General features: G+C 73.1%; 21 protein-coding genes and 1 pseudogene. 12 read left to right on the forward strand and 10 right to left on the reverse strand.

Annotation, left to right across the window (positions count from 1 at the left end):
• Positions 1-17 precede the first annotated feature (17 nt).
• Positions 18-527, forward strand: a complete 510-nt coding sequence (locus tag NMK34_RS24570) for a hypothetical protein (protein WP_135241659.1) — start codon at positions 18-20, stop codon at positions 525-527.
• A gap of 14 nt (positions 528-541) precedes the next feature.
• Positions 542-1,405 carry a class F sortase gene (locus NMK34_RS24575; protein ID WP_318335395.1) on the forward strand — a complete coding sequence of 288 codons (864 nt, stop codon included), beginning with the start codon at positions 542-544 and terminating at the stop codon, positions 1,403-1,405.
• A gap of 9 nt (positions 1,406-1,414) precedes the next feature.
• Here NMK34_RS24575 and NMK34_RS24580 read toward each other — a convergent pair whose 3' ends face one another.
• Positions 1,415-1,954, reverse strand: coding sequence for an HNH endonuclease (locus NMK34_RS24580; protein WP_013288071.1), 540 nt, complete (start codon positions 1,952-1,954; stop codon positions 1,415-1,417).
• A gap of 227 nt (positions 1,955-2,181) precedes the next feature.
• Between NMK34_RS24580 and NMK34_RS24585 the strand changes: the two genes are divergently transcribed.
• From NMK34_RS24585 to NMK34_RS24595, 3 genes are all read left to right on the forward strand, one after another.
• Positions 2,182-3,237 carry a mechanosensitive ion channel family protein gene (locus tag NMK34_RS24585; RefSeq protein ID WP_370585037.1) on the forward strand — a complete coding sequence of 352 codons (1,056 nt, stop codon included), beginning with the start codon at positions 2,182-2,184 and terminating at the stop codon, positions 3,235-3,237.
• A gap of 233 nt (positions 3,238-3,470) precedes the next feature.
• Positions 3,471-4,844, forward strand: coding sequence for an MFS transporter (locus NMK34_RS24590; RefSeq protein WP_318335396.1), 1,374 nt, complete (start codon positions 3,471-3,473; stop codon positions 4,842-4,844).
• A gap of 78 nt (positions 4,845-4,922) precedes the next feature.
• Positions 4,923-5,309: a globin gene (locus NMK34_RS24595; RefSeq protein WP_209310467.1), complete on the forward strand. Its 387-nt coding sequence runs from the start codon at positions 4,923-4,925 to the stop codon at positions 5,307-5,309.
• 7 nt (positions 5,310-5,316) lie between these two features.
• On the opposite strand, the gene NMK34_RS24600 is transcribed toward NMK34_RS24595, so the two are convergent.
• From NMK34_RS24600 to ettA, 4 genes are all read right to left on the reverse strand, one after another.
• Positions 5,317-5,901 (reverse strand): YbjN domain-containing protein, encoded by a 585-nt coding sequence (locus NMK34_RS24600; RefSeq protein WP_120573571.1) that lies wholly within the window; start codon positions 5,899-5,901, stop codon positions 5,317-5,319.
• A gap of 131 nt (positions 5,902-6,032) precedes the next feature.
• Positions 6,033-6,695 carry a hypothetical protein gene (locus NMK34_RS24605; RefSeq protein ID WP_318335397.1) on the reverse strand — a complete coding sequence of 221 codons (663 nt, stop codon included), beginning with the start codon at positions 6,693-6,695 and terminating at the stop codon, positions 6,033-6,035.
• Positions 6,692-7,135, reverse strand: coding sequence for an acyl-CoA thioesterase (locus NMK34_RS24610; RefSeq protein WP_135241665.1), 444 nt, complete (start codon positions 7,133-7,135; stop codon positions 6,692-6,694). The genes NMK34_RS24605 and NMK34_RS24610 overlap by 4 nt, the downstream gene beginning before the upstream one ends.
• Complete coding sequence (gene ettA / locus NMK34_RS24615; RefSeq protein ID WP_262014130.1) at positions 7,128-8,804, reverse strand: energy-dependent translational throttle protein EttA; 1,677 nt, start codon at positions 8,802-8,804, stop codon at positions 7,128-7,130. Before ettA ends, NMK34_RS24610 begins: the two co-directional genes overlap by 8 nt.
• A gap of 214 nt (positions 8,805-9,018) precedes the next feature.
• Between ettA and NMK34_RS24620 the strand changes: the two genes are divergently transcribed.
• The 4 genes from NMK34_RS24620 (at position 9,019) to otsB (ending at position 13,816) form a co-directional block, all read left to right on the forward strand.
• Positions 9,019-9,294: a hypothetical protein gene (locus NMK34_RS24620; RefSeq protein WP_318335398.1), complete on the forward strand. Its 276-nt coding sequence runs from the start codon at positions 9,019-9,021 to the stop codon at positions 9,292-9,294.
• Complete coding sequence (locus NMK34_RS24625) at positions 9,291-9,677, forward strand: hypothetical protein (RefSeq protein WP_318335399.1); 387 nt, start codon at positions 9,291-9,293, stop codon at positions 9,675-9,677. Before NMK34_RS24620 ends, NMK34_RS24625 begins: the two co-directional genes overlap by 4 nt.
• A gap of 141 nt (positions 9,678-9,818) precedes the next feature.
• Positions 9,819-11,219: an alpha,alpha-trehalose-phosphate synthase (UDP-forming) gene (locus NMK34_RS24630; RefSeq protein ID WP_013288079.1), complete on the forward strand. Its 1,401-nt coding sequence runs from the start codon at positions 9,819-9,821 to the stop codon at positions 11,217-11,219.
• Positions 11,216-13,816: a trehalose-phosphatase gene (otsB, locus tag NMK34_RS24635; protein WP_318335400.1), complete on the forward strand. Its 2,601-nt coding sequence runs from the start codon at positions 11,216-11,218 to the stop codon at positions 13,814-13,816. The genes NMK34_RS24630 and otsB overlap by 4 nt, the downstream gene beginning before the upstream one ends.
• Before the next feature lie 238 nt (positions 13,817-14,054).
• Here the strand turns inward: otsB and cobA are convergent, their stop codons facing one another.
• Genes cobA through cobC form a run of 3 tightly spaced genes read right to left on the reverse strand, consistent with a single transcriptional unit; the run spans position 14,055 to position 17,463 of the window.
• Positions 14,055-15,314, reverse strand: a complete 1,260-nt coding sequence (gene cobA / locus NMK34_RS24640) for a uroporphyrinogen-III C-methyltransferase (RefSeq protein ID WP_318335401.1) — start codon at positions 15,312-15,314, stop codon at positions 14,055-14,057.
• Positions 15,311-16,381, reverse strand: a complete 1,071-nt coding sequence (gene cobT, locus NMK34_RS24645) for a nicotinate-nucleotide--dimethylbenzimidazole phosphoribosyltransferase (RefSeq protein ID WP_318336415.1) — start codon at positions 16,379-16,381, stop codon at positions 15,311-15,313. The genes cobA and cobT overlap by 4 nt, the downstream gene beginning before the upstream one ends.
• A complete protein-coding gene (gene cobC / locus NMK34_RS24650; protein WP_318335402.1) occupies positions 16,381-17,463 on the reverse strand; it encodes an Rv2231c family pyridoxal phosphate-dependent protein CobC in 1,083 nt (360 codons plus the stop codon). The genes cobT and cobC overlap by 1 nt, the downstream gene beginning before the upstream one ends.
• Before the next feature lie 121 nt (positions 17,464-17,584).
• Here cobC and NMK34_RS24655 point away from each other — a divergent pair, with 121 nt between their 5' ends.
• Positions 17,585-19,717: a transglycosylase domain-containing protein gene (locus NMK34_RS24655; RefSeq protein ID WP_318335403.1), complete on the forward strand. Its 2,133-nt coding sequence runs from the start codon at positions 17,585-17,587 to the stop codon at positions 19,715-19,717.
• Between the two features lie 137 nt (positions 19,718-19,854).
• Here NMK34_RS24655 and NMK34_RS24660 read toward each other — a convergent pair whose 3' ends face one another.
• Together NMK34_RS24660 and NMK34_RS24665 are read right to left on the reverse strand one after the other, a co-directional pair.
• Complete coding sequence (locus NMK34_RS24660; RefSeq protein WP_135241673.1) at positions 19,855-20,424, reverse strand: GNAT family N-acetyltransferase; 570 nt, start codon at positions 20,422-20,424, stop codon at positions 19,855-19,857.
• The gene (locus NMK34_RS24665; protein ID WP_318335404.1) at positions 20,421-21,791 is read right to left on the reverse strand and encodes a cobyrinate a,c-diamide synthase; all 1,371 of its coding nucleotides are present in this window, start codon (positions 21,789-21,791) and stop codon (positions 20,421-20,423) included. The genes NMK34_RS24660 and NMK34_RS24665 overlap by 4 nt, the downstream gene beginning before the upstream one ends.
• Positions 21,792-21,925: 134 nt before the next feature.
• Here NMK34_RS24665 and NMK34_RS24670 point away from each other — a divergent pair, with 134 nt between their 5' ends.
• A complete protein-coding gene (locus tag NMK34_RS24670; protein ID WP_318335405.1) occupies positions 21,926-22,744 on the forward strand; it encodes an SURF1 family protein in 819 nt (272 codons plus the stop codon).
• Positions 22,745-22,935: 191 nt separating this feature from the next.
• Positions 22,936-23,154 (forward strand): annotated as a pseudogene (locus NMK34_RS24675) (hypothetical protein); the annotation flags it as partial.

A 23,154-nucleotide genomic window follows, 5' to 3' on the forward strand; every position in this document is an offset into this window, starting at 1 on the left:
GCCGGGAGGGGGGAACCATGCGAGGGCTCCTGTCACATCGTGCGTTGTCGTCCCTGTTGGGCCTGTTCGGCCTGGTGGCGGCGTTCGTCCTGACCACCGCGCCGCCGGCCCGGGCCGGGGAGAGCGTGTTCATCGAGGTGACGCCGAACAGCGTCCAGGCCGGTTCCCGGGTCAACCTGCGGGCCGGCTGCGACAACAGCAACAACCGCCAGGCGCAGGTCACCTCGGACGCCTTCGGGCGGGTGACGCTGCGGCCGGACAACGGCTTCCTCACCGGCTCGGTCACCGTGCCCGGCAACAAGGCGCCCGGCGACTACCCGGTGAACCTGGACTGCTCCAACGGCAACACCGCCTCGACCATGCTCACCGTGCTCAACATGGCGCAGCCGAGCAAGGGACCGGCGACCGGCGGCGGTGGCACCGCGGGTAGCCGGGGCACCGGTTCGCTGCTGCTCGTCGGCGGTCTGGTCGCGGTGGCGGTGGTGGCCGGTGTGAGTGCCCGCCGTAAGACCGGCGGCCGTGCCTGACGAGAGGTGCCGCAATGGCCCGCTCATCGCGCCGCCGGCGCCGTACCGGCCCGGCGGCGGACCGCACCCACCGCCGCACCGCCGCGCGCCGGTCGCCGGAGCGCGCGACACGGCTCCGGGCCGCGCTGCGGCTGACGTCCCGGGCCGCGCGCCGGTTCGCCCACGTCGCCGGGCACGCCTTCTCGGCCAGCGTCGCCACCGCCGACCCGCAGTCCCGGCCGGTCGAGGCCCGCGCCGCCGCGACCACCACCCGCCGGTACGCCCCGAGCCGCAGCCCCGGGGTTCCGGTGCTCGTGGTGGCGAGCGTGATGGCCCTGATCGTCGCCATGCTCGGCGTGGAACGGGTGACCGGGGTCAGCGTGCTGCCGGACCGGATCGTGGCCGGCCTGCGCCCGCCGCCGAAGAAGTTCCCGGTCCTGCCGGCCAGCCCGCCGACGGATCTGAGCATCGGCAAGCTGGACCTGCGCGCGCCGGTGCACCGGGTCGGCATCGCGCCCGACGGCAGCATCGCGGTGCCGGACGTGGAGCGCGCAGGCGAGGTCGGCTGGTACGACCAGGGCCCCACGCCCGGTCAGTACGGCCCGGCCGTGCTCGTCGGGCACGTCGACACCACCAGCGGACCGGCCGTGTTCCACGGGCTGAAGGACCTCGACGACGGCGACCGGATCGAGGTGACCCGCGAGGACCGCTCGGTGGCGGTGTTCGAGGTGACGTCGATCGAGCGGTACGGCAAGGAGAAGCTGCCGGTGGAGGACGTCTACGGCGACTTCAGCCGGCCCAACCTGCGGCTGATCACCTGCGGCGGGCGCTGGGTGGGCGGCGAGACCGGGTACGCGGACAACCTGGTCGTCTACGCCGCGCTGGTCAAGGCGCGCTGAGCGGGCGGGTCAGGCCGCCTCGGGCTCGGGCTCGCGCAGGTCGAGCCAGTCCGCCCAGCGCGGGTCGGGGGCGCGGTGCCCGAGCACCCGCCAGGCGGCTCCTTTGGGCGCGGCCGGCAGGTGGTGCAGCCGCCAGCCCAGCTCGGCGGGCGTCTTGTCGCCTTTGGTGTGGTTGCACCGCGCGCACGCGGCGACCACGTTCTCCCAGGCGTGCCGGCCGCCCCGGCTGCGCGGGAAGACGTGGTCGATGGTCTCGGCCGGCCCTCGGCAGTACGCGCACCGCCACCCGTCGCGGGCGAACACCGCCCGCCGGGACAACCCGACGTGGGTGCGGTACGGCACCCGGACGTAGCGGGTCAGGCGCACCACCGAGGGCACCGGTAACGCGTTGCGCGCGCTGTGCAGGATGCCCTCGCCGTCGGCGACGCAGACCGCCTTGGCGGAGAGGACGAGGATCGCGGCACGACGCACCGACACGACGCACAGGGGCTCGTAGGTGGCGTTGAGAACGAGTGCACCGGAGCCCGCCGTGGGTCGTATGTCAGGCATCGCGCTCACCCTCCCGGTCCAGTCGCTCCCGCCTCGTCTGCGCCGGAACCGCCCCGCGGACAGCGCGGAACGGCTCCGACGCCGGCCGGATCACCGACGTCCGTTGCGCCAATAGTCCCTGATCGCGCCCCGGATTGCACGTACTAATCCGGGCTACCCCCCGCCCGGCGGCCCTTCGCCGAGGTGGCGGTGTCCGTCGCCCGCCCGGCGTGCGGTACGAAAGCAGAGTGAACGTCTCCGACCTGATCTCCGCCGTGCTGGCCGCCGTCTCCGACCGGAAGCCGGACTGCCAGGGCAGCAGCTCCTGCGAGTGGGTGTACCGAGTGACGAACTCCGCCTGGTTCGCCGAGAGCAGCTACTGGATCCTGTTCAAGCCGCTGCGGGTGGCGCTGATCCTGCTGCTCGCGGTGGCTGCCCGGTGGGCGCTGCACCGGACCATCAACCGGCTGGTACGGACCACCACCGACGGCGCGGTGCCGACCATGCTGCGCCCGCTGCGCGAGCGGATCCCCAGCGCCGCGCTCGACCCGGACCAGTTCGTGCCGGAGCGGCGGCGGCAGCGGGCCGAGGCGATCGGGTCGGTGCTGCGCAGCATGGTCACCGCGTTCGTCTTCGGCATCGCGCTGCTGATGGTGCTCAAGGAGTTCAGCTTCGACCTGGCCCCGCTGCTGGCGAGCGCGGGCATCGCCGGCGTGGCGCTCGGCTTCGGCGCGCAGAGCCTGGTCAAGGACCTGATCGCCGGCCTGTTCATGCTGATCGAGGACCAGTACGGCGTCGGCGACACGGTCGACCTGGGCGAGGCGACAGGTGTGGTCGAGGCGGTCGGCCTGCGGGTCACCACGGTCCGGGACGGCCGGGGCGTGCTCTGGTACATCCGCAACGGCGAGATCGTCCGCGTCGGGAACAAGAGCCAGGGCTGGGCGCTGGTCGTGGTCGACCTGCCGATCGGGTTCGCCGGCACCGAGGAGGCCACCGCCGTGCTGCGGACCGCGGCGGCGTCGGTGGCGCTGGACCCGGAGCTGGCACCGAGCATCGTGGAGCAGCCGGAGGTTCTGGGCGTCGAGCAGATGACTGTCGACGGCGCGGTGATCCGTACCGTCGTCAAGACCACCGCGGACGGGCAGTTCGCGGTCGGGCGTGAGCTGCGCCGCCGCCTCGCGGAGGCGTTGGAGAACTCGGGGATCGTCGCGCAGATCGCGGCCGCCCGGCTGTTCCCCGGCCTGCCGGTCCAGCCGCCGGCCCCGCCCGCCGCCGAGGGTACCGGTACCGGCGGACCCACCTGAGCCGCCGGACGAGCCGGACGATTTCCGGGGTTCCGCACCGCGCGGCCCCTCGGGTATCGTCCGTTCGTTCAGTCGGAGATGCGACGATCAATCCGTTCGCCCTAGCCAGTTGTCAGACGATCGGGCAGAATCCGGTGCACACGCTCCACCGGGGGGCGTGCTCGTGTCCTCGCTGATCGATCGATCTGACGACGGTTCCCGGTCGGGCCATCACAAGTGGTCGACCAGGAACGATGGAGGCGACGGTGTCCGACGCGCGACCCGCCCGGGAGGCCCCGGCCACCTTCCGGGACGTCTTCGGTCAGTCGGAGTTCCGCGCCATCTTCGCCGCCAACACCCTCTCCTGGGTGGGCGACTACCTGGCCCGCGCCGCGGTCACCGTGCTCGTGCTGCGCGAGACCGATTCGGTCGCGCTCTCCGCCGCCGCGTTCGCCGCCAGCTACCTCCCCTGGCTGGTCGGCGGCCCGCTGCTCTCCGCGCTCGCCGAGCGGCACCACTACCGCCGGGTCATGGTCGTCTGCGACCTGCTGCGGATGGCGCTGATGGCGCTGGTCGCGATGCCCTGGATGCCGACCTGGTCGATATTCGCGCTGATCTTCCTGGCCACGCTCGCGAACCCGCCGAGCCAGGCGGCGCGGTCCGCGTTGATGCCGCACATCCTGACCGGGGACCGGCTGGTCGTGGGACTGTCGGCGTTCACCAGCGCCGGCCAGGCCGCCCAGATCGTCGGCTACCTGATCGGCGCCACGGTGGCGGCGCTCAACCCGAACACCGCGCTGCTCGTCAACGCCGTGACCTTCGCCGTGTCGGCCGCGATCGTCCGCTTCGGCGTACGCGAGCGGCCACCGGCGATGACCGAGGTGCACCGCAGCCACCTGCTGCGGGAGACCGTCCAGGGCTTCCGGATCGTCTTCGAGCGGCCGGTGCTGCGTGCCATCGCGGTGCTGGTGTTCAGCGCGATGCTCTTCTCGATCGTCCCCGAGGGGCTGGCCGCGGGCTGGGCCGCCGACCGGACCGACGGCCGGATGGACGCCGGCACCGCCCAAGGTCTGATCATGGCCGCCGTCCCGGTCGGATACATCCTCGGCGGGCTGACCATCAGCCGGCTCGTCGGCCCGGACCGGCGGCTGACGCTGATGCGACCGTTGATGATCATCGCTCCGGCGACGCTCGTACCCGCGCTGTTCAACCCGCCGCCGGCGGTGGTGGCGCTGCTGGCCGCCGGGTGCGGCTTCGCCGTCGCCGGGCTCGTCCCGGTCGCCAACGGCCTGTTCGTGCAGGCACTCCCGGACGGCTTCCGGGCCCGGGCGTTCGGCGTCATGGCCAGCGGCACACAGATCATCCAGGGTGCCGCGGTGCTGGCCACGGGCGCACTCGCCGAGCGCTTCTCGGTCCCGTCGGTGGTCGGCGTGTGGAGCGCAGCGGGGGTGCTGATCATGTCGGTGGCGGCGCTCGCCTGGCCCCGGCCGCAGGTGATCCACGAGGCCGTCGCGGCCGCCCGCGCGGAGTCGGCGGCCGGTGGCGGACCGGCGCACGCGCACGCGCCCGGCCCCGCATCCGGTGACCGGAACCGGGAGCACGGCCGACGCCGGCACGCGGTGACGTGATCCGCGCCGCCCGGCGGGCGGGCGCGGGTGCCGGGCCGCACCTGGCAGGATGGAGGCGTGACTTCCCCAGGCGAGTCGATGACCCTCTTCGAGGCGATCGGCGGTGAACCGGCCTTCCGCAAGCTGGTGGACGAGTTCTACGCCGGTGTGGCCGACGACCCGCTGCTGCGGCCGATGTATCCGGAGGAGGACCTGGGCCCGGCGGCGGACCGGCTGACCCTGTTCCTCATCCAGTACTGGGGTGGCCCGCACACCTACTCGGAGCAGCGCGGCCACCCGCGGCTGCGGATGCGGCACGCCCCGTTCCGGATCGGCGCGGCCGAGCGGGACGCCTGGCTGCACCACATGCGCCGGGCGGTGGACGCGCTGGACCTGCCGCCGCAGCTCGCCGCCGCGCTCTGGGACTACCTGGAACGGGCCGCCTACTTCATGGTGAACGTGATGGAGGACCCGGCTGCGGGCTGAGCCCGGCTCAGAGCAGGGCGCCCTCGTCGTGCAGCCAGTCGACGAACGTCACCGCGACGGCGGCGCCGCAGTCGAGCATCTCGACCAGCAGCGCGTCGTGGGCGCCGGCGCCGAGCGGAACCTGCAACTCGGCGTAGATCGGGAGCTGACCGCGCTCGGTCGGGTCACCGATGTACGCCTTGCAGAAGCGCCGGGTGTGGTTCCACTCGTTCACGACGCGGTAGGCCCGGTCGGCCCAGTCCGGCGGGACCGTCGCGTGCGGGCGGGCCCGCATCACGAGGATCTCGTCCTCCGGGCCCTCCAGCGCGACGAGCACGGCGTGCCGCTCCCACATGGCCAGCAGGTTGCCGTCGCCGTCGGCCAGATAGCGCACGTCGAGCAGGTCGAGCGCGTCGCAGACCCGGCTCAGCGTGACCGGCGCGACGGTGGCCGGCATGTCCGCGAGGACCGGCCGCTCGGGCGGCGCCACGTCGTCCCCCGGCTGGCGAGGGGTCGGTGGTCCGACCCGGATGGTGTCATCCACTGTGGTCCCGCTTCGAGTCTCCGGCTCCCCGCCAGCGGCGGGACCAGGGCGCCATGACCACCACGGCATCGCTCGCGCACCTCACTCCCCAGCGGATCCGGACGCCTACGGTGCGTTGGATCCGAGGATGGACGGTACCCGGACAGGCGGCCTGAGGCATCCCCCCAACGACCGCCCCAAACCGGAAGGCCGACGCGGGGTCATCCGTTCGGATGACCCCGCGTCGGCCTGAGTGCAAGATCGGCGACGGTCCGCGACCAGGCAGCCCCGAACGGTCCGACGAGTCCGACCCATCGACCAGCCGTCCGCACCTGAACGTCGTCCGCGCCGGTGCCGAGGAAACCCATCCGGACCAACGCCTGCACCAGTCGCTGCGACACCTCCACGGGCGTCCGCGGCGCCTCGTCCGGGGTCACCACCACGGCCACGTGGTCCAGCAGCGCGTCCCGCAGCACCCGCTGCCCGACCGCGCGGCCCGCCACGCCGTGCGTGGCCGCCTCGCGCAGCGTCCCGGCCGCCGCCTCCGCGATCCGGCGCAGCTCGGCGCCGGGCAGCGCCTCCACCGCCCGGCTCGCCGCCGGTGGGAGCTGCCACCGCCAGCCGTCGTCCCGGCGTACCGGGAGCGCCTCGCCCCCGGCGGAGAGTTCGGCCAGCAGCTCCCCCGCCGCCACCGTGACGTCACCGGGGGCGGTGCCAGGCACGGTACGGACCACGAGCACGCCCCACGGCAGCCTCGCCCAGAGGGCGGTACGGCCCGCGCCCGGCACCGGCCGCAGCCGGACCACAGTGGCCGGGTCGAACCGGACCAGCCGGGCCAGGAAGGCCCCGGCGTCGGCCGTCCCGGTCAACCCGTGCCCGGTCATCCGCTCAGCCCCGGCGCATAGCGGAGCAGGAACGCCCGCTCCTCCGGCGAGATCCGGCGCGGGCGCTGCGCCGTCAGGTCGAACGGCACCAGCAGCGACCGGGCGGTGCCGGCCAGCGTGTCGCCGTCGTACAGCTCGTACGCGACCGAGAAGGAGGCGGCCCTGATCTGGTCCACCCACAGCTCGATCCGTACCGTCGGGGCGGCCTCCGCGCTCGCCCGGCCGAGCGCGTAGTCGACCGGGCGCAGGTAGTCGACCTCGTGCCGGCGGATGACCACCCCGTCGGCGAACGAGCCCACTCCCCACGCCCGGCCGCCGGCGAACATCATCGCCACCCGGGCCTCCTCGTAGAGCGTGAGGAAGCGGGCGTTGTTGACGTGGCCGTACGCGTCCAGGTCGGACCAGCGCAGCGCGCAGTGGTAGACGAAGCGGTCAGTCACGGGTGAGCTTGCGGTAGGTCACCCGGTGCGGACGGGCCGCCTCGGCGCCGAGCCGGTCGACCTTGTTCTTCTCGTACGCCTCGAAGTTGCCCTCGAACCAGAACCACTTGGCCGGGTTCTGGTCGTCGCCCTCCCAGGCCAGGATGTGCGTGGCGACCCGGTCCAGGAACATCCGGTCGTGGGAGATGACCACGGCGCAGCCGGGGAACTCCAGCAGCGCGTTCTCCAGGCTGGACAGCGTCTCCACGTCCAGGTCGTTCGTCGGCTCGTCGAGCAGGATCACGTTGCCGCCGATCTTCAGCGTCAGCGCCAGGTTGAGCCGGTTGCGCTCGCCACCGGAGAGCACCTTCGTCGGCTTCTGCTGGTCCGGCCCCTTGAAGCCGAACGCGGCGATGTACGCCCGGGACGGCATCTCGACCTTGCCCACCATGAGGTGGTCCAGCCCGTCGGAGACGACCTCCCAGACGGTCTTGTCACCGTCGAGGCCCTGCCGGTTCTGGTCGACGTACGACAGCGAGACGGTCTCGCCGACGCGGACCGAGCCGCTAGTCGGCTGCTCCAGCCCGACGATGGTCTTGAACAGCGTGGTCTTGCCGACGCCGTTCGGGCCGATGATGCCGACGATGCCGTTGCGGGGCAGCGAGAACGACAGGTCGTCGATCAGCACCCGGTCACCGAACGCCTTGGTGAGGTTCTGCGCCTCGATGACCGTGTTGCCCAGGCGCGGGCCCGGCGGAATCTGGATCTCCTCGAAGTCCAGCTTCCGGGTCTTCTCCGCCTCGGCGGCCATCTCGTCGTAGCGGTCCAGGCGGGCCTTGGACTTGGTCTGCCGCGCCTTGGCGTTCGAGCGGACCCACTCCAGTTCCTCGGACAGCCGCTTCTTCATCTTGGCGTCGCGGCGTCCCTCGACGGAGAGCCGGGCGGCCTTCTTCTCCAGGTAGGTGGAGTAGTTGCCCTCGTAGGGGTAGGCCCGGCCGCGGTCCAGTTCCAGGATCCAGTTGGCCACGTTGTCCAGGAAGTACCGGTCGTGGGTGATCGCCAGGACGGTGCCGGCGTACTTGGCCAGGTGCTGCTCCAGCCACTGCACGCTCTCCGCGTCCAGGTGGTTGGTGGGCTCGTCGAGCAGCAGCAGGTCCGGCGCCTCCAGCAGCAGCTTGCACAGCGCCACCCGGCGGCGCTCACCACCGGAGAGCTTGGTGACGTCGGCGTCCGGCGGCGGGCAGCGCAGCGCGTCCATCGCGAGTTCGAGCTTGGAGTCGATGTCCCAGGCGTCGGAGGCGTCCAGCTCCTCCTGGAGCTTGCCCATCTCCTCCATCAGCTCGTCGGAGTAGTCCGTGGCCATCTGCTCGGCGATCTTGTTGAACCGCTCCAGCTTGGCCTTGGTCTCGGCGACCGCCTCCTCGACGTTGCCGAGGACCGTCTTGGCGTCGTTGAGCGGCGGCTCCTGCGCGAGCATGCCGACGGAGTAGCCGGGCATGAGCCGGGCCTCGCCGTTGCTCGGCCGGTCCAGCCCTGCCATGATCTTGAGGAGGCTGGACTTACCGGCGCCGTTCGGACCGACCACCCCGATCTTGACACCCGGCAGGAAGTTCAGCGTCACGTTGTCGAGCACGACCTTGTCGCCGTGCGCCTTGCGCGCCTTGTCCAGGACGTAGATGAACTGGGCCACGGTGCGGGCTACCTCCGTCGGTTGCGATCGCGGGCTTGTCGGGTGCGGGGCGCGGGCGTCGATCTCCGCCCGCCGCCGCCGGCCGGGAGCCGGCCGCACGCACGCCGTCGTCAATCCTGACAGGTACGGACCGCCACGCCCACATCACCCCACCCCAGGGGTACGGCGACGCGCCGCGTTGCCGACTCGGGTACTACTCGATACCGTCGACAGTATGACCAAGAAGATCGCCATCAGCGTCCCCGACGACGTGGCCGAACGACTGGCCCAGGAGCCGAACGTCTCCGCGTTCGTCACCGAGAGCGTGCGGCGGCGGATGGCGGGAGAGCGCACAAGGCACACGCTCCGGCAGGTCGGCTTCCGACTGTCCGACGGCGGGCTCGCCGACGCGGGCCACGCGCTCGACGAGGCCCAGGCGAAGATCACCCCGGAGCTGCGCGCCCGGGCCGCCGCACTGCTGAGCGATTCTTCACGTGGACGGCTGACGTGACTGACCCCGGGCTGGTGCTCGACACCGCCTGCCTGCTGGCCTACTCGGAAGGCACCGAGGCGGTCGGGGAGCAGATCGCGTCGGTCGCGGATCGGGGGCAGACGGTGATCGTGCCGGCGCTGTGTCTCGCCGAGGCGTACCGGCAGGTGGCCGTCGACGGCTGGCGCCTGCTGGACATCCTCGGCGATCTCGACCACGTGGTCGTCACGCCGGTGGCGCACGACATGTGCATGTTCCTCGGCGGCTGGTCGCGCACGCTCCTGAGCATGGACCTCGCCCAGGTGGCGCTGGAAGCCGCACGGGCCACCACACCGATCATGAGCGACCGGCGGGAACTGCTCGGTGAGGTGCTGCCCAAGGAGTGGCCGATCATCGACCTCTGAGCCACCGGTGTCGACAAGATCACGTGGTGGGTTCGGCGGTTCTGGGACGGGTAGGTAACTCCGGCACGGGGGATCAGACGCCGCAGCTACGCTCAGTACGCTCATCGCGGTGGACCCGTCAGTACCCGGAGGTGGCCGATCGTGACCGTCCGTAGCTCCTTTGTCGTAGTGGCCAACCGTCTGCCGGTCGACGAGGTGAGCACACCCGAGGGACGGCAGTGGCGGCGCAGCCCTGGCGGGCTGGTGACCGCGCTGCATCCGGTGCTGGCCGAGCACCAGGGCACCTGGGTGGGGTGGGCCGGCGGCACCGGCGCCGCGCCCGAACCGTTCGACCTGGAGGGCATCCGGCTGCACCCGGTGCCGTTGAGCGCCGAGGAGCTGGAGCGCTACTACGAGGGCCAGTCGAACGCGACGATCTGGCCGCTCTACCACGACGCGGTGGAGACGCCCGCCTACAAGCGGCGCTGGCGCGAGGCGTACCGATTGGTCAACGCCCGGTTCGCGGAGGCCGCGGCGGACGTCGCGGCCGAGGGCGCCACGGTCTGGGTCCAGGACTACCAGCTCCAGCTCGTGCCGGCGATGCTCCGCGAGCTGCGGCCGGACCTGCGGATCGGCTTCTTCCTGCACATCCCGTTCCCGCCGATCGAGCTGTTCATGCAGATGCCGTTCCGCACCGAGATCCTGCGTGGACTGCTCGGCGCGGACCTGGTCGGCTTCCAGCAGCGGCTGGCGGCGCAGAACTTCGTCCGCCTGGCCCGGCACCTGCTCGGCCTGCGGTACGAGGGCCAGATGATCCAGGTCGACGGCCGGCAGGTGAAGGCGGGCGCGTTCCCCATCTCGATCGACACCAAGGAGATGGAGCGGCTGGCCGAGGATCCGGCGATCCAGGCCCGGGCCAAGCAGATCCGCGAGGAGCTGGGCAACCCGAAGACGATCATCCTGGGCGTCGACCGGCTCGACTACACCAAGGGCATCGAACTCCGGCTGAAGGCCTTCCGCGAACTCCTCGCTGACGGAAAGTTGACAGTTCCGGACGCGGTTATGGTGCAGGTCGCCACGCCCAGCCGCGAGCGCGTGGAGCACTACCAGGCACTTCGGGTGAAGGTGGAACGCGAGGTTGGCCGGATCAATGGTGAATTCGGCCGGGTCGGCGTGCCTGCAGTGCATTATCTGCATCAGTCGTACAGTCGCTCCGAACTGGCCGCGATGTACGTCGCGGCCGACGTGATGATGGTGACCCCGCTGCGAGACGGAATGAATCTGGTGGCCAAGGAGTACGTCGCATCGCGCGCCGACCAGGGCGGCGCGCTCGTGCTCAGTGAGTTCGCCGGCGCCGCGACAGAGCTGCGCCAGGCGTTCCTGTGTAATCCGCACGACCCGGACGCGGTGAAGGACGCGTTGCTGCGGGCCGTGCATGTCGAAAAGCCCGAAGCCCGCCGCCGGATGCGCGTCATGCAGCGCCATCTGCGCAGCCACGACGTGGGCCACTGGGCCAAGTCGTTCCTCAGCGAGCTCGGCGTCCCCGATACGGAGGCTGCGTGACCTCGCCCGCCCCCGCCGCCGCCCACGGCGGCGTGCTGGATCCCGAACTGCGTGCCGCCATCGGCCGTATCGCCCGGGTTCCGCAACTCCTGGTCGCCTGCGACTACGACGGCACACTGGCGCCGATCGTCGAGGACCCCAGCAAGGCCGTGCCGCTGCCCGAGTCGGTGGCGGCCGTACGCGCGCTCGCCGCACTGCCGCAGACGAGCGTCGCCGTCGTCTCCGGCCGGGCGCTGCGCGACCTGGCCACACTCTCCCGGCTGCCGAGCGAGGTGCACCTGGTCGGCAGCCACGGCTCGGAGTTCGACATCGGTTTCGTCGAGCGGCTCACCCCCGAGCTGATCGCGGTCCGGCACCGGCTCCGCGAGGCGCTGCGCGAGATCGCCGCCGAGCACCCGGGCATCCGCCTGGAACGCAAGCCGGCCAGCGTCGCAGTGCACACCCGCGGCGTCGACCCGCACGTCGCCGCCCGGGCCGTCGAGGCGGTCCGCAACGGCCCCGCGACCTGGGAGGGCGTGACAGTCACCCAGGGCAAGGAGGTCATCGAGCTGTCGGTGGTGGTGACCAACAAGGGCACCGCCGTCGACCAGCTCCGTACCCAGCTCGCCGCGAGCGCGGTGCTGTTCATCGGCGACGACGTCACCGACGAGAACGCCTTCGGTAACCTGACCGGGCCGGACGTCGGCATCAAGATCGGCCCCGGGGAGACCCGCGCCGACTACCGGGTGGCCGAGCCGATCGAGGCGGCCCGCGCGCTGGGTCTGCTGCTGGAGACGCGGCGGCACTGGCTGTTCGGCGAACGGGCGGTGCCGATCGAGCGGCACTCGATGCTCGCGAACGGCCGTACCGTCGCGCTCGTCACGCCGGAAGCCAAGATCACCTGGCTGTGCCACCCGAAGCCGGACTCGGCGGCGATCTTCGCCGACCTGGTCGGCGGCAGCCCGGCCGGGCACTTCACGGTCGGGCCGGAGCGCGGCGGCATCCCGCTGGGCCAGCGCTACCGCAGCAACACGATGACCGTCGAGACCCGCTGGTCCGGCCTAACCGTCACCGACTGGCTCGACCTGCCGGTACGGGAGACCACGCCGGACGACCCGGCAGTGGTCAGCGGCGACTCGACACTGGTCCGGGTGCTCAGCGGCACCGGGCGGGCCCGGGTCGAGTTCGCGCCGCGCCCCGAGTTCGGTCAGGTGGCGGTGCAGCTCCAGCCGCTCGACGACGGGCTGCTGGTGCTCGGCTCCAACGAGCCGGTCGCGCTGCACTCCCCCGGCGTCGAGTGGGAGGTCACGAACGACGCCGGGTACGAGACCGCGAAGGCGGTGGTCGACCTGTCCGCAGCCGGCGGCCAGGTGGTGCTGGAGCTGCGCTTCGGCACGCAGAGCCTGGAGCCGCACCGGCTGCCGCTGCACGAGCGGCAGACCGCCGCCGAGCAGCCCTGGAAGGACTGGGTGGCCTCGCTGCGGCTGCCCGCCACCGCCCGGGACCTGGTCGCCCGCAGCGCGCTGACGCTGCGCGGCCTCTGCCACGAACCGACCGGCTCGATCCTCGCCGCGGCCACCACGTCGCTGCCCGAGGAACTGGGCGGTGTCCGCAACTGGGACTACCGCTACTGCTGGCTGCGGGACGCGGCGATGACCGCCCGCGCGCTTGTCGACCTCGGCTCGACCGAGGAGGCCGAAGGGCTGCTGCGCTGGATCGACGGCGTGGTCGAACGCACCGGCGGGCACCCGGAGCGGCTGCACCCGCTCTACACGGTGGACGGCTTCGAGCTGGGCGCCGAGGCGGTCATCGACACGCTGCCCGGCTACGCCGGCTCCCGGCCGGTACGCGTCGGCAACCTCGCCAACCACCAGCTCCAGCTCGACGTCTTCGGCCCGGTGGCGGACCTGATCGCGGCGGTCGCCGACGCCCGGGGCTCGATCCGCGACGACGAGTGGCGGGTGCTGGAGAACATGGTCGAGGCGGTACGCCGCCGCTGGCACGAACCCGACCACGGCATCTGGGAGGCCCGCCTCCCCCCGCGGCACCACGTCTTCTCCAAGGTCATGCTCTGGATGACTGTGGACCGGGCGCTGCACGTCGTCCGCCGGCACGGCGGCGAGGACCGGCCCGAGTGGGTCGAGCTGCGCGACCGGATCGCCTCGAACGTGCTGGAGCACGGCTGGCACCCGGAGGCCGAGGCGTACAGCGTCGCCTACGGGTACGAGGAGATGGACGCCTCGTCGCTGTGGATCGGCATCTCCGGGCTGCTCGCCGGCGACGACCCGCGCTTCCTCTCCACCGTGCTCAAGATCGAGGCGGAGCTGCGCAGCGGGCCGGTCGTCTACCGGTACCACTGGGACGACGGCCTGCCCGGTCGCGAGGGCGGCTTCCACATCTGCACGTCGTGGCTGATCGAGGCGTACCTGCGCACCGGTCGCCGCAGCGACGCCGAGGAGCTGTTCACCCAGATGGTCGACACGGCCGGGCCGACCGGGCTGCTACCGGAGCAGTACGACCCGCTGGCCGAGCGCGGGCTGGGCAACCACCCGCAGGCGTACAGCCACCTCGGCCTGATCCGCTGCGCCCTGCTGCTGGACAACATGCTCAAGCAGTGACCTGACCGAAGCACGTGGACGGCGGCGGGAACCCTACGGTCCCCGCCGCCGCCCCCGTCCCACCCGTCCTTGTCCCCGCCCTGCCCCAGACCAGCCCGGCCCGGCCCAGCCCAGCCCAGCCCGGCGATCTTGCACTTTCCGCCCCGACGAATGGGCCGTAAAGGGCACCTGGCGGGCGCCAAGTGCAAGATCGGCGTTTCCGGCGGGGCGACGTCGGGCGAGGGGGCGCTCCGGCGGGTCAGGCGGAGGCGTCGGGGGTCAGGGCGTGGACCACGTCGCCGAGCACCACGATCGCGGGCGGGCGCAGCGCGGCGGCCTCCACGTCGGCGGCGACCGCGCCCAGCGTGGAGCGCAGGATCCGCTGGGCGGCTGTGGTGCCCTCCTGGATCACCGCCGCGGGAGTCTCCGCCGGCTTGCCGTACGCGATCAGCGTGGCGCTGATCGCCGCGAGGTTCTTCAGGCCCATCAGGATCACGAGCGTGCCGCGCAGCCCGGCCAGGGCGTCCCAGCGCACCAGCGACGCGGGTGCGTCGGGCGCGAGGTGCCCGGACACCACTGTGAACTCGTGCGCCACGCCCCGGTGCGTCACCGGCACACCGGCCACCTCGGGCACCGCGATCGCGCTCGTCACGCCGGGCACCACAGTCACCGGCACGCCCGCCTCGGCGCAGGCCAGCAGCTCCTCGCCGCCACGCCCGAAGACGTACGGGTCGCCGCCCTTGAGCCGTACCACCACCTTGCCGGCCCGCGCCCGATCCACCAGGATCCGGTTGATCTCCTCCTGGGCACGCGACGGCCCGTACGGGATCTTCGAAGCGTCGACCAGCTCGACGTCCGGGCGCAGTTCGTCCAGGAGCAGGCCGGGCACGAGCCGGTCGGCGACGACCACCTCCGCCTCGGTGAGCAGCCGCCACCCCTTCACGGTGATCAGTTCCGGGTCGCCCGGCCCGGATCCGACGAGTGCGACGCGCCCGCCGGTGTTAAGAGGGGGCCCTTCCTCTACCGCAGGCGTTAAGAGGGGGCCCTTCCTTCCGAGCAGGGCGCGGATGGCGTCGCGGGTCGCCATCGCTCGGCGCGGGTCGCCACCGCCGAGGACCGCCACGGTGACCGGGCCGTGCCGGGTCACCGCCGGGGTCCACGCGCTCGCCGCCGTCCGGTCGTCGGCGCGTACGCAGAAGATCCGCCGCTCGGCCGCTGCGGCGCTGACCGCGGCGGCGGCGGCCCGGTCGTCCACAGCCACCTGGACCAGCCACGCGCCGTCCAGGTCGCCGGGGACGAACCGGCGCGGCTCCCAGTGCAGCCGCCCGGCGTCGACGTGCGCGCGCAGCGCCGGGGTCAGCTCGGGCGACACCAGCAGCACGTCCGCGTCGGCGTCGAGCAGCGCGGGAACCCGCCGGGTGGCGACCGCTCCCCCGCCCACGACCACCACGCGCCGCCCGTCCAGCCGCAACCCCAGAGGGTACGGGCTGGGCGGCGTCGGCCCGGCCGGCTCGGTCACTTCTCCGCCACGCCGGCGGAGTCGAACGTGGCGACCTCGTGCAGTACCCGGACCGCGCCGGTGACCACCGGCAGGGCGAGCAGCGCCCCGGTGCCCTCGCCGAGCCGCAGGCCCAGGTCGATCAGCGGTTCCAGGCCGAGGTGCCGCAGCGCCGCCGTGGCGCCCGGCTCGGCGCTGCGGTGCCCGGCGACCATGGCACCCACGGCGTCCGGCGCGAACGCGGCGGCGGCGACCGCGGCGCTCACCGCGATCACGCCGTCGAGCAGCACCGGCACCCGGCGCGCGGCGGCGCCGAGGATCAGGCCGGTCAGCGCGGCGTGCTCCAGCCCGCCGACGGTCGCCAGCACGCCCAGCGGGTCGGCCGGGTCGGGCTCGTGCCGGGCCAGCGCGGCCCGCACCACAGCCACCTTGCGGGCGTACGTCTCGTCGTCGACCCCGGTGCCCCGGCCGGTGGCGGCCTCGGCGTCCACGCCGGAGAACGCGGCGATGAGCGTGGCGGACGGGGTGGTGTTGCCGATGCCCATGTCGCCGGTGAGCAGGATGCCCGCCCCGGCGTCGATCAGCCCGCCGGCGACCCGGATGCCGGTCTCGACGGCCGTACGGGCCTCGTCCCGGGTCAGCGCCGCGGTGACAGTCATGTCGCGGGTGCCGGGGCGGACGTTCGCGGACACCAGACGCGGCCCGGCCGGGTCGGCGGATTCGGCGCCGGGGATCGGGGTGGCCACGCCGACGTCCACCACCGTGACCGAGGCGCCGGCCTGGCGGGCGAACGCGTTGACCACAGCGCCGCCGGCCAGGAAGTTGGCGATCATCTGGGCGGTGACCTCCTGCGGCCACGGGGTCACGCCCTGGGCGTGCACGCCGTGGTCACCGGCGAAGATCGCCACCGCGGCCGGCTCGGGCAGCGGCGGCGGGCAGGCGCCGGCCAGCCCGGCGAGGCGTACCGAGAGCGGCTCCAGGGCGCCGAGCGAGCCGGCCGGCTTGGTCAGCCGTCCCTGCATCTCGCGGGCCGCCGCCATGGCGGCCTCGTCCAGCGGCCGGATCGCCGCGACTGTGGACTCCAGCATCATGCCTCCAGGATCCGTGCCAGCGTCTCGATGAACGCGTCGGTGGTGCCCCGGTCGCGTACGGCGATCCGGAGCCAGTCCGGGCCGAGCCCGGGGAACGTGTCGCCCCGGCGTACCGCCCAGCCGTGCGCGCGCAGCCGCTCGCGTACGTCGGCGGCGCCGGCCACGTGGATCAGGACGAAGGCGGCGGCCGGGCGGCCCGCCACGCGTACCCCCGGCAGGCCGGCCAGGCGGGCCACCAGGTGGTCGCGGTCGGCGGCGAGTTCGGCGGCGATGGCGCGTTCGGCGGCGACGGCGGCCGGCGCGGCGCAGGCGGTGGCGGCGGCGAGCGCCGGGGTGGAGACCGCCCAGAGCGGCTGCGCGGCGGCGAACCGGGCCAGCAGCGCGGCGTCGCCGAGCAGGTAGCCGATCCGCAGTCCGGCCAGGCCCCAGGTCTTGGTGAGGCTGCGTACCACCACGAGGCCGGGGAGGTCACGGCGGGCGGCGAGCGACTCGGGCTCGCCGTCGACGCCGGGTGCGGCGGTGGTGTCGGCGAACGCCTCGTCGACCACGAGCACCCGGCCGGGGCGGGCCAGCGCGGCGATGGTGCCGGCCTGGTGCAGCACCGAGGTCGGGTTCGTGGGGTTGCCGATCATGACGAGGTCGGCGTCGCCGGGGACGCGGGCCGGGTCGAGGCGGAAGCCGTCGGCCGGGTCGAGCAGCACCCGGTCCACCCGGTGCCCGGCGGCCCGCAGCGCGGCCTCCGGCTCGGTGAACTGCGGGTGCACCACCACGGGGTGGCGGACGCCGGCCAGCGCGCGGGCGATCAGGACGAAACCCTCGGCGGCGCCGGCGGTGAGGAGTACCTCTTCCGGGGGTCGCCCGTGCCGGTGAGCGACGGCGGCGCGGGCCGGCGCCGGGTCCGGGTACGCGGCCAGGTCGCCCAGCGCGGCCGTGATCGGGTCGGCGAGCCAGTCCGGCATCGGGGCGCGGCGCACGTTCACCGCCAGGTCCACCAGGCCGGGCGTGGCCTCGGCGTCCCCGTGGTGGCCCAGGTCGGGCTCGTCGAGCGCGGCGGCGCTCCCGGTCGGTGCTGCGGGCATGTCCGCGATCCTGCCGGGTAGCCGCCGCCCGGGACAGCGCATCCCGGCGTGGGTCGCGTCACGGTCCGCCGGTTTATGAGTTCTTCTCATTTCTGAATCGGAAATGTCATAGCTTGACCCCGTGAGCAGTCGTCCCCTTGCTTCCGCTGGCCGTCTCGTTCCCCTTCTCCGCGCCGGGCTGATCGCCGGCATCGTGGTCGCCGCCGCCCTGTATCCGCTGGTCGCCGTCACCGGCATCGGGGCCAAGGCCACCGCGCACGCGATCGAACAGAAGACGAGCATCCTCAAGACCGCGTTGCCGGCCGAGACCTCGTACGTCTACGCGCCGGACGGCAAGACGGTGCTGACGATGTTCTACGAGGAGTACCGGCAGTACACCAAGATCGAGAACATGTCGCCGAACATCCAGCAGGCGATCGTCGCCGCCGAGGACAACCGCTTCTACCAGCACCACGGCGTCGACCCGAAGGGCGTGGCGCGCGCTTTCGTGTCGAACGCCCGATCCGGCGGCGTCTCCCAGGGCGCCTCGACGATCACCATGCAGTACGTGCGGATGGCGCTGCGGGACAGCGCGACCACGCCCAAGGAGGTCCAGGAGGCGACCCAGCAGACCAGCCTGCGCAAGGTCAAGGAGATGCGCATGGCGCTGGACATCGAGAAGCACCTGAGCAAAGAGCAGATCATGGAGCGCTACCTCAACTCGGCCTACTTCGGTCACCGGGCGTACGGCATCTACGCCGCCTCGCAGATCTTCTTCTCCAAGACGCCGGCCACGCTCACCCCGGTCGAGGCGGCCACGCTGGCCGGGCTGGTGAAGTCGCCGTCGGAGTACGACCCGATCACCTCCGACCAGAAGGAGGCCACCGGCCGGCGCAACTACGTGCTGGACAACATGGCCCGCCTCGGTTACCTGTCGCCCGATGCCGCCGCCGAGGCGAAGGGTCAGCCGATCAAGCTGAAGCTGACCACGCCGCCGAACGACTGCGCCGCGATCGACGGCGGGCACCGCGCCTGGGGCTTCTACTGCGACTACCTGAAGAACTGGTGGAGTTCCCAGCCCGCGTTCGGCGAGAACCGGCTGGAACGGATGGACAAGCTGCGCCGTGGTGGCTACCGGATCGTGCTCGCGCTCGACCCGAAGACCCAGGCGGCGGCGGAGAAGAACGTCGGCGCCAAGGACAACACCGGCAGCCCGTTCGCCAACGGCATCGTGGTCGCCGAACCCGGCACCGGGCGGATCAAGGCGATGGCGGTGAACCGGAACTACTCGCTGGACCTGGCCGAGAATCCGAACAGCTCGAACCCGGAGGCCGGCCCGAAGGTCAAGGCGAACTATCCGAACACGGTGGCGCCGCTGCTCGGCGGCGGGACGCTGCCGGGCTACCAGGCCGGTTCGACGTTCAAGATGTTCCCGATGCTCGCCGCGCTCAACGCCGGGATGCCGCTGTCCACCGCGTACGACTCGCCGCACACGTACAAGTCGGCCGTCTACGACGGATGGGCCCCGTCCAACGCCAGCGGTGCCATGACCGGCCGGCAGACCATGTGGTCCGGGTTCGGCAAGTCGGTGAACACCTACTTCGTCCAACTGGAGGAGAAGATCGGCGCGGACGCCGGGGTGCGCCTGGCCGAGCAACTGGGGCTGCGCTGGCGTACCGACGTGGACAAGGAACAGGCGTCGCCGGGCAAGGCGAAGAAGTGGGGCGCGTTCACGCTCGGCGTCTCCGACGCCACCCCGCTGGAGATGGCGAACGCGTACGCCGCCATCGCCGCCGACGGGCGCTACTGCGAGGCCATCCCGGTCAACGCGATCATGAACCGGGACGGCACGCCCGCCACGTACACGACTGCGGGCGGGGTGCAGCGGGAGGTCGCCAAGCCGCGGTGCCGGCAAGTGGTGAACGCCGACGCGGCCCGCGCCGCCACCGACGCGGCGCGCTGCCCCACCGGCGACACCCCGGCCAAGGGAAGCTGCGGCGGCTGGTCGACAGCCGACAGCGTGCGCGGCACAGTGGGCCGCCCGGTCGCCGGCAAGACCGGAACGACCGACAGCACCCGGTCGGCGTGGTTCGTCGGCTACACGCCGGAGCTGGCGGCGGCGAGCTTCATCGCCGACCCGGACAATCCGTTCAACGCGGTGGGCGACGGGCAGTCGCAGATCCCGGTGAACGCGGTGGCGCAGACCCTGCGGGACTCCCTGAAGGGCCAGCCCACCCGCCAGTTCACCCCGCCCTCGGACCAGATAGTCGGCTGACCCCCTCGCCCGCCCGACCCCACCACCCAGTTCCGCCCGGGGGTGCGCCCGGGTAGTTGATCAAGGAGTTTGCGTCAGGGATCGCCCGATCCGCAGACGCGAACTCCTTGATCGACGTTGGGAAGGGGCCGGGGGCCTCAGCGGAGGTCGGCCGCCACGAAGGACCACAGCTCCAGGTCGACCCGGGCGCCGCGGACGAAACCGGCGTTGCGCAGCAGGCCCTCGTAGCTGAAGCCGGCCTTCTCGGCGACCCGCCGCGACGCCACGTTGCCGGCCGCCACCCGCAGCTCAACCCGCTGGAACCCGTGCTCCAGGATCAGCGCGATGGCCACCGCGTCCACCGCCTCGACCGCCAGGCCGTAGCCCCGGGCGTGCGGCGCGATCGCGTACGACAACTCGGTGAGCCGGGCACCCCAGTCGGTACGGCGGGCCCAGAGCGAGCCGACCACCCGTTGGTCCTCACGGCGGACCACCGCCCAGTGGTCGCCGTCGCCGCTGTCGCGCCGCTGCCGGGCCAGTTCGGTGCACCACGCCCGCCCGTCGATCTGCCCGGACGCGTCGGCCAGCGGCAGCCAGCGCTGCGTCTGCCGGTCGGCGAACACCTCGTCCATCGCCTCCGCGTCGGCGGCGACGAGGTGCCGCACCTCGATGCGCGGGGTGGAGACGGTCAGTGCCGGGAAGCGGCGTACCGCCACCTGCCCGATCATGCCGACGCCCCCACCGGTGCCAGCGCGGCGGCCACCAGCCGCGCCGCGACGCCGGGGTGGGCGGCCCAGTGCGGCACGAGCTGCGAGGCGTGCACCGCCTGCCGGACGAAGCCCTCCGGGTTGCCACCCTCCCAGCGCCAGGCCGGCCGGTCACCGGCGCGCGGCGTGAGCACGGCGGCGTGCTGCTTGTGCCCGGTCACCGTGGTGCCGGCCGCCGCCACCACGCTGTCGGTGACCGCGGTGGCCGTGCGGTAGCCGACCACCAGGCCGTCCCGGACCGTACCGACCGCGTCGAGCACCCCGCACATGGGCAGGCCGTCCAGCTCCCGGGCCAGCCAGAGCAGGCCCGCGCCCTCGGCGATCACCGGGCGGCCCGAGCGGGCCAGCTCGGCCACCGCGATGCAGAGGCGGCGGTTGGCGGAGAGCTGCTCCGCGTACGTCTCGGGCAGACCGCCGCCGACGACGAGCGCGCGGGCCCCGGCGGGCAGCGCCTCGTCGCGCAGCGGGTCGAGCGTGACCACCTCGGCCCCGGCGGCGCGCAACAGCTCGGCGGTCTCCGGGTGGCTGTAGGCGCCGGCCGGTCCGCCCGCGAGCGCCACCACCGGCCGCTCCCCCGGCGGCTGCGGAGCGTCGGCCGGCTCCGGCGACCACGGCTCCACGGTGAGCGCGGGCGCGGAGCGGGCCAGCGCCAGCAGCCGGTCGAGGTCGACGGTGGCGGCCACCGCCTCACCGAGCCGGCGTACGCCGCGTTCGGCGTCCGCGTCGGCGCGCACCACGGGCCCGGTGCCGTAGCGGCGGGCGGGCAGCACCGGGGGCAGCTCGTGCCGGCGCAGCGCCCCGTAGACCGGCACGCCCACGTCGTCGAGCGCCTCACGCAGCAGCGCCTCGTGCCGGGGTGAGGCCACCCGGTTGAGGATCACGCCGCCCAGCCACAGCTCGTCGTCGTACGCCCGGAAACCGTGCACCAGCGCGGCCACCGACTGGCCCATCGCGGCCACGTCCACCACGAGCACCACCGGGCTGCGCAGCGCGGTGGCGACTGCCGCCGTGGATTCGCTCTCGGGTCGTCCGGCGACCGAGTCGTACAGGCCCATCGTGCCCTGCACCAGCGCGAACCCGGCGCCGTCAGCGCCGTACGCGAAGAGGGGGGCGATCCGCTCCGGGCCGACGAGTCTCGGATCAAGCGTGCGCCCGGCGCGCCCGGCAGCGAGCCCCAGATACGCCGCGTCCACCTGGTCCGGCCCGACCTTGAACCCGGCCACCGGGATCCCCCGGTCGGTGAGCGCCGCGAGCAGGCCGAGGGAGACGGCGCCGGTGCCGTGCCCCGAGGAGGGCGCACTCAGCACGACGCGCGGCACGTCGGTCATCATCGACTCCTGATGTGGGTGGTTTCCGCCCGCGTGACCATACCCGTCCGGCCCGGCGCGCGAGAGCCGCGCACACCGCCGTTTCTGCCTGGCAGCGGCGAGTGGCATCGCTCATACGGGTAGCCTTGGCCAACGTGTACCGGTTCCTGCTGACCCCGCGCTGGCTCGGCTACCTCGCGCTCACGCTCGTCGCCGCCACGGTGATGGTGTTCCTGGGCAACTGGCAGCTGGACCGCTACCGGGGGCGCACGGCCGTCAACGAGCGCATCGACGCCGGGGCCACCATGACGCCCGCGCCGCTGCGCGACGCGCTCCCCGCGCCCAGCGGCGGCGACGTCGGTCCCGCGCCGTCCGAGGAGCTCACCTGGAGCCGGGTCACCGCCACCGGCCGGTACGACAGCGCGAACACCGTCCTGATCCGCGGCCGGACCGTCGACCGGACGGTCGGCTTCGAGGTGCTCACCCCGCTGGTGCTGGCCGACGGCACCGCGGTACTCGTCGACCGGGGCTGGATCCCGCCCGTGCCGGGCGCCGGCGCGACAGTCCAGCCGGACGTGCCGGCGGCGCCGACCGGCGAGGTGACGGTCACCGGCCGGGTGGTCGGCAGCGAGAGCGGCGGCGGCGCGGTCAGCCGGCGCGACGGCAAGCTGGAGGCCCGGCGCATCGACATCCCCCGCCTGGCCGAGCAGCTCCCCTACCCGGTGACCGGCGGTTACGTCCTGCTCGACGGGCAGACGCCGGCGGCCGATCCGGCCTTCCAGGCGGTCCAGATCGGGCACACCAACAACTGGCAGAACTTCGGTTACGTGTGGCAGTGGTGGATCTTCGCGGTGATGAGCCTGTTCGGCTACGGCTGGGTGGCCCGCCGGGAGGCACGCCGCCGGGCCGGGCTGGACACCCCGGGTGAGCCGGTGGACCGCGCCGCCGAGCCGGCCACTCCCACCTCCGCCTGAGCGGGCCTCACCGGGCACGGCCCGCTTCGTCGATCCTCTGCACAGGCCCCCGTTACTCGCCGTAGCCGCCATCGACGAAGGACTCCTCACGACGAGGCTTCCGCACAGGGGCGGGCCGTGGATCCGGCGGCACACCGGGCGGCGGGGACGTTGGTAGGGTCCGCGGATGATCGTCAATCGTGGGGGTCGCGGTGACCTCTGACGCCACGACGCCCCCGGCCTCCGAGCCGCCCGCGTACGACCCCTGGTCGGCCATGCCGCCCGCCATCGCGCCGCCCACCGAGCAGTTCCCGGTGATCGCCGCGCCGGACGCACCGGTCACCCCCGCGCCGTTCTCCGCCCCGCCGGCGCCGCTCTCCGCACCGCCCGCACCGGTCTCCGCACCGCCGCCCACCGCGCAGTTCCCAGCC

The organism is Micromonospora sp. BRA006-A (genome assembly GCF_033433935.1).
GTDB classification, from domain to species: Bacteria; Actinomycetota; Actinomycetes; order Mycobacteriales; family Micromonosporaceae; genus Micromonospora; species Micromonospora aurantiaca.

Excerpts from the sequence above, each read along its gene's own strand:
- NMK34_RS24600 (WP_120573571.1), bottom strand. The coding sequence starts at position 5,901 with ATGCCGTGGTGGTCATGGCGCCCTGGTCCCGCCGCTGGCGGGGAGCCG.
- NMK34_RS24620 (WP_318335398.1), top strand. The coding sequence starts at position 9,019 with ATGACCAAGAAGATCGCCATCAGCGTCCCCGACGACGTGGCCGAACGA.
- NMK34_RS24595 (WP_209310467.1), top strand. The coding sequence starts at position 4,923 with ATGACCCTCTTCGAGGCGATCGGCGGTGAACCGGCCTTCCGCAAGCTG.
- NMK34_RS24660 (WP_135241673.1), bottom strand. The coding sequence starts at position 20,424 with ATGATCGGGCAGGTGGCGGTACGCCGCTTCCCGGCACTGACCGTCTCC.
- NMK34_RS24665 (WP_318335404.1), bottom strand. The coding sequence starts at position 21,791 with ATGACCGACGTGCCGCGCGTCGTGCTGAGTGCGCCCTCCTCGGGGCAC.
- NMK34_RS24605 (WP_318335397.1), bottom strand. The coding sequence starts at position 6,695 with ATGACCGGGCACGGGTTGACCGGGACGGCCGACGCCGGGGCCTTCCTG.
- NMK34_RS24570 (WP_135241659.1), top strand. The coding sequence starts at position 18 with ATGCGAGGGCTCCTGTCACATCGTGCGTTGTCGTCCCTGTTGGGCCTG.
- NMK34_RS24580 (WP_013288071.1), bottom strand. The coding sequence starts at position 1,954 with ATGCCTGACATACGACCCACGGCGGGCTCCGGTGCACTCGTTCTCAAC.
- NMK34_RS24575 (WP_318335395.1), top strand. The coding sequence starts at position 542 with ATGGCCCGCTCATCGCGCCGCCGGCGCCGTACCGGCCCGGCGGCGGAC.
- cobC (WP_318335402.1), bottom strand. The coding sequence starts at position 17,463 with ATGCCCGCAGCACCGACCGGGAGCGCCGCCGCGCTCGACGAGCCCGAC.
- cobT (WP_318336415.1), bottom strand. The coding sequence starts at position 16,381 with ATGCTGGAGTCCACAGTCGCGGCGATCCGGCCGCTGGACGAGGCCGCC.
- NMK34_RS24590 (WP_318335396.1), top strand. The coding sequence starts at position 3,471 with ATGGAGGCGACGGTGTCCGACGCGCGACCCGCCCGGGAGGCCCCGGCC.